This window comes from Pseudomonas sp. Tun-23181, assembly GCF_057415455.1.
Window position 1 is genome coordinate 5,412,247 of record NZ_CM171630.1, and the last position, 13,779, is coordinate 5,426,025.

The 13,779-nt window shown below is 62.9% G+C and carries 12 protein-coding genes; 11 read left to right on the forward strand and 1 reads right to left on the reverse strand.

Annotated elements, in window-relative coordinates; translation table 11 throughout:
* Nucleotides 1–80: 80 nt before the first annotated feature.
* Nucleotides 81–1,139 carry a D-alanine--D-alanine ligase family protein gene (locus ACDI39_RS25635; RefSeq protein ID WP_253081052.1) on the forward strand — a complete coding sequence of 353 codons (1,059 nt, stop codon included), beginning with the start codon at nt 81–83 and terminating at the stop codon, nt 1,137–1,139.
* A gap of 6 nt (nt 1,140–1,145) precedes the next feature.
* Here the strand turns inward: ACDI39_RS25635 and ACDI39_RS25640 are convergent, their stop codons facing one another.
* The gene (locus tag ACDI39_RS25640; RefSeq protein WP_253104451.1) at nt 1,146–1,823 is read right to left on the reverse strand and encodes an FCD domain-containing protein; all 678 of its coding nucleotides are present in this window, start codon (nt 1,821–1,823) and stop codon (nt 1,146–1,148) included.
* A 453-nt stretch (nt 1,824–2,276) separates the two neighbouring features.
* Here ACDI39_RS25640 and flhA point away from each other — a divergent pair, with 453 nt between their 5' ends.
* The 10 genes from flhA (at nt 2,277) to motD (ending at nt 13,704) form a co-directional block, all read left to right on the forward strand.
* A complete protein-coding gene (gene flhA, locus ACDI39_RS25645) occupies nt 2,277–4,406 on the forward strand; it encodes a flagellar biosynthesis protein FlhA (protein WP_225789288.1) in 2,130 nt (709 codons plus the stop codon).
* Between the two features lie 11 nt (nt 4,407–4,417).
* Nucleotides 4,418–5,728 carry a flagellar biosynthesis GTPase FlhF gene (flhF, locus tag ACDI39_RS25650; protein WP_225789287.1) on the forward strand — a complete coding sequence of 437 codons (1,311 nt, stop codon included), beginning with the start codon at nt 4,418–4,420 and terminating at the stop codon, nt 5,726–5,728.
* A 90-nt stretch (nt 5,729–5,818) separates the two neighbouring features.
* The gene (fleN, locus tag ACDI39_RS25655; RefSeq protein WP_011534890.1) at nt 5,819–6,652 is read left to right on the forward strand and encodes a flagellar synthesis regulator FleN; all 834 of its coding nucleotides are present in this window, start codon (nt 5,819–5,821) and stop codon (nt 6,650–6,652) included.
* On the forward strand, nt 6,649–7,389 hold the full coding sequence (gene fliA / locus ACDI39_RS25660; RefSeq protein ID WP_225789286.1) for an RNA polymerase sigma factor FliA: 741 nt from the start codon (nt 6,649–6,651) through the stop codon (nt 7,387–7,389). Before fleN ends, fliA begins: the two co-directional genes overlap by 4 nt.
* Before the next feature lie 103 nt (nt 7,390–7,492).
* Nucleotides 7,493–7,867 (forward strand): chemotaxis response regulator CheY, encoded by a 375-nt coding sequence (locus ACDI39_RS25665; protein ID WP_225789285.1) that lies wholly within the window; start codon nt 7,493–7,495, stop codon nt 7,865–7,867.
* A gap of 18 nt (nt 7,868–7,885) precedes the next feature.
* On the forward strand, nt 7,886–8,674 hold the full coding sequence (locus ACDI39_RS25670; RefSeq protein ID WP_225789284.1) for a protein phosphatase CheZ: 789 nt from the start codon (nt 7,886–7,888) through the stop codon (nt 8,672–8,674).
* 12 nt (nt 8,675–8,686) lie between these two features.
* Entirely contained in the window at nt 8,687–10,933 is a 2,247-nt protein-coding gene (locus ACDI39_RS25675; protein ID WP_253091505.1) for a chemotaxis protein CheA, read from the forward strand.
* 45 nt (nt 10,934–10,978) lie between these two features.
* Entirely contained in the window at nt 10,979–12,103 is a 1,125-nt protein-coding gene (locus ACDI39_RS25680) for a protein-glutamate methylesterase/protein-glutamine glutaminase (RefSeq protein ID WP_225789282.1), read from the forward strand.
* Nucleotides 12,103–12,843, forward strand: a complete 741-nt coding sequence (locus ACDI39_RS25685; RefSeq protein ID WP_225789281.1) for a flagellar motor protein — start codon at nt 12,103–12,105, stop codon at nt 12,841–12,843. Before ACDI39_RS25680 ends, ACDI39_RS25685 begins: the two co-directional genes overlap by 1 nt.
* Nucleotides 12,844–12,846: 3 nt before the next feature.
* Entirely contained in the window at nt 12,847–13,704 is an 858-nt protein-coding gene (gene motD / locus ACDI39_RS25690) for a flagellar motor protein MotD (RefSeq protein WP_225789280.1), read from the forward strand.
* Nucleotides 13,705–13,779: the final 75 nt, after the last annotated feature.

Sequence of the window (13,779 nt, forward strand, 5' to 3'; positions counted from 1 at the left end):
ACCGACGGCAGCATTGCCGTTGTCTTTTTTGTTGGATATTGGATACAGTAGCCGACATCCTGAATTGGAGGCTGACTGAAATGAAACAAATTGTGATTGCGTTGGTTTTCGGGGGGAGGAGTGCAGAGCACGCCGTATCAGTGCGTTCTGCCTCTGTGATTCATGCGGCGCTGATGTCGTTGGGCCATCATGTGCACTGCGTGGGAATAGACCAAGAAGGTAATTGGCGATATCACGGGGACTCAAAGGATTTCCCGGCGGCGGTGGACCTTAACGCACCGGTTGTATCGATTCGACCTGGCCAGCGTACGATCATGTTTGTGGCGGACGATCACTCTGTGGTCGAAGTTAAGCTCGACTTGCTATTTCCGGCACTGCACGGTCGCTGGGGAGAGGATGGAACGATTCAAGGGTTGGCTGCGATGTGCAATCTGCCTTGTGTGGGGGCGGGGGTATTAGGTTCGGCGGTTTCTATGGACAAGGATGTAGCCAAACGGTTGATTCAGTCATCTGGAATCATCGTTGCGCCATGGGTGACTTTAAATACCATGCAATCATGGGAAGAACTGGTCGAGCGTCTAGGCAGTACCACTCTTTTTGTAAAGCCTGCATCGTCAGGTTCCTCCATCGGCGTGTCCAGAGTCAGCAGTGCTGAGGCATATGCGCAAGCCTTCGCAGTAGCGGCGCAGATGGATCATAAAATCTTGGTAGAGGCTGAAGTGTGTGGAAGAGAGATAGAGTGTGGTGTGTTGGAGCTTAAAGAGGGATTGGTTGTCTCTGAGTTGGGAGAGGTTATTCCTGGAGATGGCTATGATTATTACGACTATCAAGCAAAGTATGATGGCATTGGCGGGGCAAGCCTTTGCATACCAAGCTCTTTGTCATTGGAATTAATCGTGCGCATTCAGTCTCTATCTAAGCAAGTCTTTAGATGTCTAGATTTAAAAGGCTATGCTAGGATAGATTTTTTCTTGGCGAACGACAGTTCGATCATCCTCAATGAGGTCAATACCCTTCCAGGTTTCACGGATTCTAGCATGTATCCTAAGATGTTTGAGTATTCTGGGTATCCGCTGGCAAGGCTCGTTTCTGAACTTGTTAACTTTGCAATGACTTCGGAAATGAGAAGTTGCTTGTGAATTTCCCTAGCGTCGGCTGTTCAGGAATGAAACGATGGAGTCTCGCCCGTCCGCTAAATGGTTGGCTAAAAATTCTTTAGCGGCCTCTCGATTGCCTTGAGTGCAGGCATGCAGAATATTTTTATGATCTTGTTGAGATTTTTTATGATAATCCAAATTGGTCAGCAAAAATCGAAGGTGGCGATCCACTGAGTCGTGTAGCGACTTGATCAGTGCAAGCAAGCGGGGACGATTCGCTTTTGAGTAGAGGTGGCGGTGGAAACTCTCATTGAGCTCGCTGAGTAGATGTGGGTCTTCGGTATCTTCCATTGCGGATAGAATTCCGCGCATCTGTATCAAGTCGCTGTCAGCTATGTTGTCGAAACCAAAGTCTAGAGCCGTGCATTCTGCCATGATTCGCATGTCATAGATTTCGACAATATCGTCAATGGTCATGATAGCAACAGATGCGCCTTTATGTGGCTCATATATTACTAGACCTTCAGCTTCCAATTGTCGTATGGCATCTCGTATAGGCATTCGGCTCAAGCCGAATTTTGACGCAAGCTCGTCTTGACGCAGAGGCGTGCCTTCAGCTATCGCGCCAGAAAGTATGCCTTCGCGCAGTGATTCCAGAACAAAAGCCATTGCGGTCTTATGGCGATGCTTGTTAGGGACTATAAAGCTATCGAGAGAGGTGGCCAAAATGTTCTCCGAATTAAGCGAGGCTGGCGTAGCGGTGGCGAAGGTATCACAGAGTCTAGGGAGCTACCAGAATCGAAACTCTGCTGCTTTCGCTGGTCTTGAGTGTGCTGCTATGCGCGGAGAGGGTAAATCGCGGAATCTGTAGCGCGTAGCACCAAATATTTGCGAGCAATACTCCTTATCTGCTAGCAATTCGCGTGTGAACGCTTTGAGCATTTGATGCAGAGGTAAAATCTGGTCTCTGGTCTCTGGTCTCTGGTCTCTGGTCTCTGAAGGTGTCTTGGGGCGTTGCCCGCCTTAGCGTTGTCGCTTGGCTACGGGGCTATGTCTTTACGCGATCTGGCCTGCTTTGATGTAGTCGTTCCTGGGACTTATCAAAGTTGGAAAGCTTCTTGCAGAGGCAGCGCCAGGCGCCCTCCAGGCGTCAAAGTTTTTGCTTGAAGAGGACTCGCGGTGGATCGCACTCAGTTAATCAACAGCGCCCGACACAACCTGGCCGGCCTCGGTCGGGGCAACCTCGGCGTGCCGCTGCTGTTGCTGGTGATGATGGCAATGATGATGTTGCCGATCCCGCCGTTCCTGCTCGATGTGTTCTTCACCTTCAACATCGCCCTGTCGATCGTGGTCCTGCTGGTCTGCGTGTATGCCTTGCGCCCGCTGGACTTCGCCGCCTTTCCCACCATCCTGCTGGTGGCCACGCTGCTGCGCCTGGCGCTGAACGTCGCCTCGACCCGTGTGGTGATGCTCCACGGCCATGAGGGGCACGAGGCCGCGGGCAAGGTGATCCAGGCCTTCGGCGAAGTGGTGATCGGCGGCAACTACGTGGTCGGCGCGGTGGTCTTCGCCATCCTCATGATCATCAACTTCGTGGTGGTGACCAAGGGGGCCGGGCGTATCTCCGAGGTGAGCGCGCGTTTCACCCTGGACGCCATGCCCGGCAAGCAGATGGCCATCGACGCCGACCTCAACGCGGGATTGATCGACCAGGCCCAGGCCAAGGCGCGCCGTGCCGAGGTGGCCCAGGAGGCCGAGTTCTACGGCTCGATGGACGGTGCCAGCAAGTTCGTGCGGGGCGATGCCATCGCTGGCCTGCTGATCCTGTTCATCAACCTGATCGGCGGCATGCTGATCGGCATGCTGCAGCACGGCATGCCGTTCGGCGAGGCGGGCAAGGTCTACGCGCTGCTGACCATCGGTGACGGATTGGTGGCGCAGTTGCCGTCGCTGCTGCTCTCCACCGCTGCGGCGATCATGGTCACCCGGGCCTCCAGCTCCGAGGACATGGGCAAGCTGATCAACCGGCAGATGTTCGATTCGCCCAAGGCCCTGGCGGTGTCCGCTGCGCTGATGATCGTCATCGGCCTGGTCCCGGGCATGCCCCACGTTGCCTTCCTCGGCCTGGGCGGGCTGGCTGCGGGCGCAGCCTACCTGGTCTGGCGCAAGCAGCAACAGGCCAAGGTCAAGGCCCAGGAAGAGGCGCAGCGCCAGCAGGACCTGCTGCCATCGCCCCAGCGTGCCCTGGAAACCAAGGAGCTGGGCTGGGACGACGTGACACCGATCGACATGATCGGCCTGGAGGTCGGCTACCGCCTGATCCCGCTGGTCGACCGCAACCAGGGTGGCCAGTTGCTGGCGCGGATCAAGGGGGTGCGCAAGAAGCTGTCCCAGGACCTGGGCTTTCTCATGCCTACCGTGCACATCCGCGACAACCTCGACCTGCAGCCCAGCGCCTACCGCCTGACCCTGATGGGGGTGATCCTGGCCGAGGCGGAGATCTACCCAGACCGGGAGCTGGCGATCAACCCCGGCCAGGTCTTCGGTACGCTCAACGGCATCGCCGCGCGCGACCCGGCCTTTGGCCTGGAGGCGGTGTGGATCGATGTCGGCCAGCGCGCCCAGGCCCAGTCGCTGGGCTACACCGTGGTGGACGCCAGCACCGTGGTCGCCACCCACCTCAACCAGATCCTGCAGAAGCACTGCCACGAACTGATCGGCCACGAAGAGGTCCAGCAGTTGCTGCAGGTCCTGTCCAAGGCATCGCCCAAACTGGCCGAGGAGCTGGTGCCGGGCGTCATTTCCTTGTCGGGGCTGCTCAAGGTCTTGCAGGCCCTGCTCGCCGAGCAGGTTCCGGTGCGCGATATCCGCAGCATTGCCGAGGCGATCGCCAACAATGCGGGCAAGAGTCAAGATACCGCCGCGCTGGTAGCGGCGGTGCGCGTCGGATTGTGTCGCGCTATCGTGCAAAGCATTGTCGGCACTGAGTCCGAGCTGCCTGTGATCACCCTGGAGCCCAGGTTGGAACAGATTTTGCTCAATAGTCTGCAAAGGGCCGGGCAAGGCCAGGAAGACGGTGTTCTCCTGGAGCCGAGCATGGCCGAGAAGCTGCAGCGTTCGTTGATCGAGGCGGCCCAGCGCCAGGAAATGCAGGGCCATCCGGCTATCCTGCTGGTTGCGGGCCCGATCCGCGCGATGCTGTCGCGATTCGGCCGCCTGGCTGTACCGAATTTGCATGTTCTGGCGTATCAGGAAATACCTGACAACAAGCAAGTCACCATCGTTGCCACCGTGGGCCCCAATGGCTGAGGTAGTGGGTTATGCAAGTTAAGCGTTTTTTCGCCGCCGATATGCGCCAGGCCATGAAGCTGGTCCGCGATGAGCTGGGCGCCGATGCCGCCATCATCGGCAACCGGCGCATCGCCGGCGGTGTCGAGTTGACGGCCGCGCTGGACTACAAGCTGTCCGCCCTGGCCCCACGTGTGCCCAATGCCGAGCTCGAGGACGAACTGCGCAAGACCCAGTCGCGCATCGCCACCGCCCAGGCCGAGCTGGGCAGCCGCAACGACACCGACGAAGGTAACCGCCAATTGTTCGCCGGCCTGCCGCTGACCGCCTCGGAGCCGTTGGTCGAGCCCCATGTCGACCTGCCGCCGCCTGCCGCCGCGCAGGCTCCGGCTGCTGTCGACCCGCGCCTGTTCGATGCCATGCGCTCGGAGCTGTCGGGGCTGCGCGAGCTGCTCGAAGTGCAGCTCGGCTCCCTGGCCTGGAGCCAGTTGCAGGGCAGCAAGCCGCAGCAGGCCAACCTCTGGCGCCGCCTGCAGCGCATCGGCCTGTCCGGCCCGATCGCCCGTGAACTGCTCGACCTGACCGCCGAGATCGGCGAACCACGGCATGCCTGGCGCATGGTCCTGGCGCACCTGGCGCGGATGATCGAGGTTCCAGAGGTGGAGCCGATCGAGGAGGGCGGGGTGATCGCCATGGTCGGCCCGGCCGGCATGGGCAAGACCACCACCCTGGCCAAGCTGGCGGCGCGCTACGTGCTCAAGTACGGCGCGCATAACCTGGCGCTGGTGAGCATGGACAGCTTCCGTATCGGTGCCCAGGAGCAGCTCAAGACACTGGGGCGCATCCTCAACGTACCGGTGACCTACGTCGATCCGGGCCAGTCCTTGGCCCAGGCGCTGGAGCCGTTGCTGCGCAAGCGCGTGGTGCTGATCGATACCGCTGGCCTGCAAGCCAGCGACCCGGCCCTGCGCATGCAACTGGAAACCCTTGCCGGGCGCGGCATTGCCGCCAAGAATTACCTGGTGCTGGCAACCACCAGCCAGAAGCAGGTGCTGACCGCCGCCTACCACAGCTACAAGCGCTGTGGCCTGGCCGGATGTATCCTGACCAAGCTCGATGAAACGGCCAGCCTCGGTGAAGTGCTGAGCCTGGCCATCAGTCATGAATTGCCGGTGGCCTATCTTACCGATGGGCCGCGCATTCCCGACGACCTGCACCTGCCGCGCAAGCACCAGTTGGTCAGCCGCGCGGTCAGTGTGCAAATGCAGGACGAGCCCAGCGAAGAGGCGATGGCCGACATGTTCGCTGATCTCTATCACAACCCTGGCAAGCGCGCGGGTTGATGAATGTGCAGCGCAAAGTACCTACATCAGGGGGTCGAGTTCAGCCCCTCATGTGGCCTGGGTCCAAGCGAGACAAGGTAAAGAACGAACATGGGTAGCATGCATCCCGTACAGGTGATCGCCGTAACCGGTGGCAAAGGTGGCGTCGGCAAGACTAACGTTTCAGTGAACCTGTCCCTGGCACTGGCCGAACTGGGCCGGCGGGTCATGCTGCTGGACGCCGACCTAGGCCTGGCGAACGTCGACGTCCTGCTGGGCCTCACGCCCAAGCACACCCTGGCCGATGTCATCGAAGGCCGCTGCGAACTGCGCGACGTGCTGTTGCAGGGGCCCGGTGGCGTGCGCATCGTCCCGGCCGCCTCTGGCACCCAGAGCATGGTGCACCTGGCGCCTGCCCAGCATGCCGGCCTGATCCAGGCGTTCAGCGAGATCGGCGACAACCTCGACGTGCTGGTGATCGACACCGCCGCCGGCATCGGCGACTCGGTGGTCAGCTTCGTCCGCGCGGCCCAGGAAGTGCTGCTGGTGGTGTGCGACGAGCCGACCTCAATCACCGACGCCTACGCCCTGATCAAGCTGCTCAACCGCGACTACGGCATGAACCGTTTTCGCGTGCTGGCCAACATGGCGCAGAGCCCGCAGGAGGGCCGCAACCTGTTCGCCAAGTTGACCAAGGTCACCGATCGTTTCCTCGATGTCGCGCTGCAGTATGTCGGCGCCGTGCCCTACGACGAATGCGTGCGCAAGGCGGTGCAGAAGCAGCGGGCGGTCTACGAGGCTTTCCCGCGGTCCAAGTGTGCGCTGGCGTTCAAGGCCATCGCACAGAAGGTCGACAGCTGGCCGTTGCCGGCCAACCCGCGCGGGCACCTGGAGTTTTTCGTCGAGCGCCTGGTGCAGCCCACCAGCGCAGGGCCGGTGCTATGAACGCGAGCGGTTTCAAGATGTACAGCAAGGCGTCGCGCGATGCCCAGTACGAACTGGTCGAACGCTACGCCCCGCTGGTCAAGCGCATCGCCTATCACCTGCTGGCGCGCCTGCCGGCCAGCGTGCAGGTCGAGGATCTGATCCAGTCCGGCATGATCGGCCTGCTGGAAGTGGCCAACAAGTACGATGCCAGCAAGGGCGCCAGCTTCGAGACCTACGCTGGTATCCGCATCCGTGGCGCCATGCTCGACGAGGTCCGCAAGGGCGACTGGGCGCCGCGCTCGGTGCACCGCAACACCCGTATGGTCAGTGACGCGATACGTGCCGTCGAGGCGCGTACCGGCCGTGACGCTAAAGATCATGAAGTTGCTGCCGAACTCCAATTGAGTCTCGATGATTACTACGGGATCCTGAACGATACCTTGGGCAGCCGCCTGTTCAGCTTCGACGACCTGTTGCAGGACGGCGAGCACGAAGGGCTCCACGAGGATGGCGCCAGTGGCCAGCTGGAGCCCTCGCGCGACCTGGAGGACGAGCGCTTCCAGGCCGCGCTGGCCGATGCGATCGCCAACCTGCCGGAGCGTGAGCGCCTGGTGCTGGCGCTGTACTACGACGAAGAGCTGAACCTCAAGGAGATCGGTGAGGTACTGGGGGTCAGCGAGTCGCGTGTCAGCCAGTTGCACAGCCAGTGCGCGGCGCGCCTGCGCAGCCGCCTGGGGGAATGGCGGGCACGCTGAAGCCAGGTTCGCCGCAGTCGTTGTAAATGATGCCCAATTGATTGAATGCGTGCTCGGGGCCGAGCGCGTCTAGGACTGCTTGGAGGTCTAATTGAACAAAGACATGAAAATCCTCATCGTTGACGACTTTTCGACGATGCGGCGGATCATCAAGAACCTGTTGCGTGACCTGGGCTTCACCAACACCGACGAGGCCGACGACGGCACCACGGCGCTGCCGATGCTGGAAAACGGCCATTACGATTTCCTGGTGACCGACTGGAACATGCCCGGCATGTCCGGCATCGACCTGCTGCGCAAGGTCCGCGCCCATGACCGCCTCAAACACATGCCGGTGCTGATGGTGACTGCCGAGGCCAAGCGCGACCAGATCATCGAAGCGGCCCAGGCCGGGGTCAACGGCTATGTGGTCAAGCCTTTTACCGCCCAGGTGCTCAAGGAGAAGATCGAGAAGATCTTCGAACGCGTCAACGGTTGAGTCACGTCAGGGGGCGCCATGGAGCAGAAAAACACGTCGCTGGGTGAGTTCGAATCGACCCTGAAGAAACATGCCCAGGAACTGGTCGAGAGCCTCGAGCACGGCCGGTTCGGCGAGGCGGTGCAGTTGATCCACCAACTGAACCAGACCCGCGACCGCGGCCTGTACCAGGAAGTCGGCAAGCTCACCCGCGAGTTGCACAGCGCGATCGTCAGTTTCCAGATCGACCCGCGCATGCCGCAGGCCGAGGAAATGTCGCAGATCACCGACGCCACCGAGCGCCTGGCCTATGTGGTCAAGCTCACCGAGGGCGCCGCCAACCGCACCATGGACCTGGTGGAAGCGGGCACCCCGGTGCTCAACGACCTGGCCGCCGAAGCCCAGAACCTGAGTGCCGACTGGCAGCGCTTCATGCGCCGCGAGGTCGCCGCGCCGGAGTTTCGCGAGCTGGTCAAGCGCGTCGACAGTTTCCTGACGCACAGCGTCGAGGGCAACCGCAAGGTCGCAGGCCATCTCAACGACATTCTCCTGGCCCAGGACTATCAAGACCTGACCGGCCAGGTGATCAAGCGCGTGACCGCGTTGGTCACCGAAGTCGAAAGCAATCTGCTCAAGCTCGTGCTGATGGCAAGCCAGGTCGACCGTTTTGCCGGTATCGAACATGACCACCAGCAGCTGCGCGCTGAAAAAGATCAAGAAAAACATCCGGCCCGGGGTGAAGGTCCGCAGATTCATGCCGATAAGCGTGAAGACGTCGTGTCCGGTCAGGACGATGTCGACGATCTGCTGTCCAGCCTGGGTTTTTAGGGAGCACGTTCAATGAGCTTCGGCGCCGATGAAGAAATCCTCCAGGATTTCCTGGTAGAAGCCGGCGAAATTCTCGAGCAACTGTCCGAGCAACTGGTCGAGCTGGAAAGCCGGCCCGACGACGCGGACCTGCTCAATGCGATCTTTCGCGGTTTTCACACTGTTAAAGGGGGCGCCGGCTTCCTCCAGCTCAACGAGCTGGTGGAGTGCTGCCATATCGCCGAGAACGTGTTCGACGTCTTGCGCAAAGGGGAGCGCCGGGTCGACGCAGAGCTGATGGACGTGGTCCTCGAGGCGCTGGACACGGTCAATGGCATGTTCGGCCAGGTGCGTGAGCGCAGCGACGTCACCCCGGCCACGCCCGAGCTGCTGGCGGCCCTGTCGCGCCTGGCAGAGCCTGCCGCAGCCGAGGCCGAGGCGCCGGCCCCTGAGCAGGCGCCGGCAGCGGTCGCCGAAGCGCCGGCTGCCGAGGCGGACATCACCGATAGCGAATTCGAACAACTGCTCGACTCCCTCGACGCGGTCAAGGCCCAGGCCGAGGCTGCCGAGCAGAGGCAGGGCGAGGCGGTCGGCGGCGAAGGCGACGAGATCACCGATGCCGAGTTCGAGTCGCTGCTGGACCAGTTGCACGGCAAGGGGCAGTTCTCCCCGGAAGCCGTCGCCACTGCGCCGCAGGACTCTGCCGCGGCACCGGCGGGCGACGAGATCACCGACGCCGAGTTCGAGGCGCTGCTCGACCAGTTGCACGGCAAGGGCACCTTCGCCGCCGATGCGCTGCCTGGCGCCGCTGCGCCCGTGGCCAGCGCTGCCCCGGCGGCGGGCGACGGCGAGCACATTTCCGAGCACGAATTCGAAGCGTTGCTCGACCAGTTGCATGGCAAGGGCAAGTTCTCCAGCGACGCAGTGGCTGGCGAGGCACCTGCCGCCGTGGCGGCTGCGCCGGCGACCAGTGCGCCCAAGGCCGAAAGCAAGCCCGCTGCCAAGTCGGCACCGGCCGTCAAGCCTGCCGCCGCCGCGCCTGCTGCCAACAAGCCTGCGGCCCCGGCCCGTGCCCCGGCGCCGGCTGCCGACAAGCACGCGGTCAGCGAGGCGGAAACCACCGTGCGGGTCGATACCGCCCGCCTGGACGAGATCATGAACATGGTCGGCGAGCTGGTGCTGGTGCGTAACCGCCTGGTCCGCTTGGGCCTGAACAGCGGTGACGAGGCCATGTCCAAGGCCGTGTCCAACCTCGACGTGGTCACCGCCGACCTGCAGACCGCGGTCATGAAGACCCGCATGCAGCCGATCAAGAAGGTCTTCGGCCGCTTCCCGCGCCTGGTTCGCGACCTGGCCCGCCAGCTCAAGAAGGAGATCAACCTGGAGCTGGTCGGCGAAGAGACCGACCTGGACAAGAACCTCGTCGAAGCCCTGGCCGACCCGCTGGTGCACCTGGTGCGCAACGCCGTCGACCATGGCGTGGAGATGCCCGACGAACGCGAGGCCGCCGGCAAGGCGCGCACCGGCCGGGTGGTGCTGTCGGCCGAGCAGGAGGGCGACCACATCCTGTTGTCGATCTCCGACGACGGCAAGGGCATGGACCCCAACGTCCTGCGTGCCAAGGCCGTGGAGAAGGGCTTGATGGACAGGGACGCCGCCGAGCGCCTGAGCGAGTCGGACTGCTACAACCTGATCTTCGCCCCGGGCTTCTCGACCAAGACCGAGATTTCCGACGTCTCCGGCCGTGGTGTGGGCATGGACGTGGTGAAGACCAAGATTTCCCAGCTCAACGGCTCGATCAACATCTTCTCGGCCAAGGGCCAGGGCTCGAAGATCGTCATCAAGGTGCCGCTGACCCTGGCGATCATGCCGACTTTGATGGTGATGCTGGGCAACCAGGCGTTCGCCTTCCCGCTGGTCAACGTCAACGAGATCTTCCACCTGGACCTGTCGCGCACCAACGTGGTCGACGGCCAGGAGGTGGTGATCGTCCGCGACAAGGCGCTGCCGCTGTTCTACCTCAAGCGCTGGCTGGTCCAGGGCCAGGTGCACGAGGAGCAGCGCGAGGGGCATGTGGTGATTCTTTCGGTCGGCACCCAGCGCATCGGCTTCGTGGTCGACCAGCTGGTGGGCCAGGAGGAGGTGGTGATCAAGCCGCTGGGCAAGATGCTCCAGGGCACCCCGGGCATGTCCGGCGCCACCATCACCGGCGACGGTCGCATCGCGCTGATCCTCGACGTACCGAGCATGCTCAAGCGTTACGCCGCCCGGCGTATTTGATTTCGGCGGCGCGCCCTGGCGGTTGCGCCGCCTAATGGAGTGTTTATGGCAGTCAAGGTCCTGGTGGTGGATGATTCCGGTTTCTTCCGCCGCCGTGTCTCGGAAATTCTCTCGGCAGACTCGACGATCCAGGTCGTGGGTACCGCGACCAACGGCAAGGAAGCGATCGACCAGGCGCTGGCGCTCAAGCCCGATGTCATCACCATGGACTACGAGATGCCCATGATGGATGGCATCACCGCCGTGCGGCACATCATGCAGCGCTGCCCGACGCCGGTACTGATGTTCTCCTCGCTGACCCACGAAGGCGCCCGCGTCACCCTCGACGCCCTGGATGCCGGTGCGGTGGACTACCTGCCGAAGAACTTCGAGGACATCTCGCGCAATCCGGAGAAGGTCAAGCAACTGCTGTGCGAGAAGGTCCACACCCTGTCGCGCAGCAACCGTCGTTTCGGCGGCTTTGCCACGCCGGCAGCCGCCGTGGCACCGACCAGCCATGTGCCGCTCGGCAGCCCGGCAAGCCCTGCGCCGGCCCGCGCGGCTGCCCCGACGCCGGCCAGCCGTCCTGCCGCCGCAGCCGCTTCCCATGCGCCAGCGCCCAAGCGCAAGCCCTACAAGCTGGTGGCCATCGGCACCTCCACCGGCGGCCCGGTGGCGCTGCAACGGGTGCTGACCCAACTGCCCGCCAGCTTCCCGGCGCCGATCGTGCTGGTCCAGCACATGCCTGCAGCCTTCACCAAGGCGTTCGCCGAACGCCTGGACAAGCTGTGCAGGATCAGCGTCAAGGAAGCCGAGGATGGCGACGTGCTGCGCCCCGGCCTGGCCCTGCTGGCCCCTGGTGGCAAGCAGATGATGATCGATGGCCGTGGCACGGTGAAGATCCTGCCGGGGGACGAGCGCCTGAACTACAAGCCGTGCGTGGACATCACCTTCGGTTCGGCCGCCAAGTCCTATGGCGACAAGGTGCTCTCGGTGGTGCTCACCGGCATGGGCGCCGATGGGCGCGAGGGCGCGCGCCTGCTCAAGCAGGGCGGCAGCACCGTGTGGGCCCAGGATGAAGCCAGTTGCGTGATCTATGGCATGCCCATGGCCATCGTCAAGGCCAACCTGGCCGATGCGGTGTACAGCCTGGACGAGATCGGCAAGCACCTGGTCGAGGCCTGCGTCTGATGGATGTCCTGAGCCTGATCGGTCTGATCCTCGCCTTCGTCGCCATCGTCGGCGGCAACCTGCTCGAGGGCGGCCACGTCGGGGCGCTGGTCAATGGCCCGGCGGCCCTGATCGTGCTGGGCGGCACCCTGGCGGCAGCGCTGTTGCAGTCGCCGCTGTCGGCGTTCAAGCGCTCCCTGCAGATCATTCGCTGGATCTTCTTTCCGCCGCGGGTGGACCTGGCCAGCGGTATCGACCGGGTGGTCAACTGGAGCCTGACCGCGCGCAAGGAAGGCCTGCTGGGCCTGGAGGGGGTGGCCGATGCCGAGCCGGACCCGTATGCGCGCAAGGGCCTGCAACTGCTGGTCGACGGCGCTGAGCCCGAGTCCATCCGCAGCATCCTCGAGGTCGACTTCCTGACCCAGGAGAGCCGCGACATCCAGGCCGCCAAGGTGTTCGAGAGCATGGGCGGCTATGCGCCGACCATCGGTATCATCGGTGCGGTGATGGGCCTGATCCACGTGATGGGCAACCTGGCCGACCCTTCGCAACTGGGCAACGGCATCGCCGTGGCGTTCGTCGCCACCATCTACGGCGTGGCCAGCGCCAACCTGATCCTGCTGCCGGTCGCCAACAAGCTCAAGGCCATCGTCCTGCGCCAGTCGCGCTACCGGGAGATGCTCCTGGAAGGCCTGCTGTCGATCGCCGAAGGGGAGAACCCACGCTCGATCGAGCTGAAGCTGCAAGGCTTCATGGAGTAAGCCATGCCGCGCCGTCGCCATACCGAGGAACACGAGAACCACGAACGTTGGTTGGTGTCGTACGCCGACTTCATCACCCTGCTGTTCGCCTTCTTCGTGGTCATGTATTCGATCTCCTCGATCAACGAGGGCAAGTACAAGGTGATCTCCCAGGCCCTGCTCGGGGTGTTCAACGACCCCGAGCGGAGCATGAAGCCGATCCCTATCGGCGAGGAGCGCCCGCTTAGCGTCAGGCCGGCCGAGCCGCTGGTCAAGGACAGCGAGCAAACCGACGCGGGCCTGGCGCAGAGCAGCGTCGATCCGTTGCAGAGTATCTCCGAGGATGTCCGCGATGCCTTTGGCGATCTGATCAAGTCCGACCAGATGACCGTGCGCGGTAACGAGCTGTGGGTGGAGATCGAGCTCAACTCGGCGCTGCTGTTCGGCAGCGGCGATGCCATGCCCAGCGATGTCGCCTTCGAGATCGTCGAGAAGGTGGCGAAGATCCTCAAGCCGTTCGCCAACCCGGTGCACGTGGAGGGCTTCACCGACAACCTGCCGATCCGCACCGCCCAGTACCCGACCAACTGGGAGCTGTCGTCGGCGCGGGCGGCGAGCATCGTGCGCCTGCTGGCGATGAACGGGGTCGACCCGGCGCGCATGGCCTCGGTGGGCTATGGCGAGTACCAGCCGGTGGCGAGCAACGACAGCGCCGAGGGCCGGGCGCGCAACCGCCGGGTGGTGCTGGTGATTTCCCGCAACCTCGAAGTACGCCGCAGCCTGACCGGCTCCGGCAGCGCCAATGCCACGCCGGACGCGGCCTTGCGGCGGGCTGGCACACAAAGTGCACCGACAACGCCTGCAGCGACGGCGGGGGGATGATCCCGTCAATTCCCCGTCACCGATTTTTCACACCGTTCCCGGCAGGGCAGGCGGCCACACCGGGAGGAAGCGACG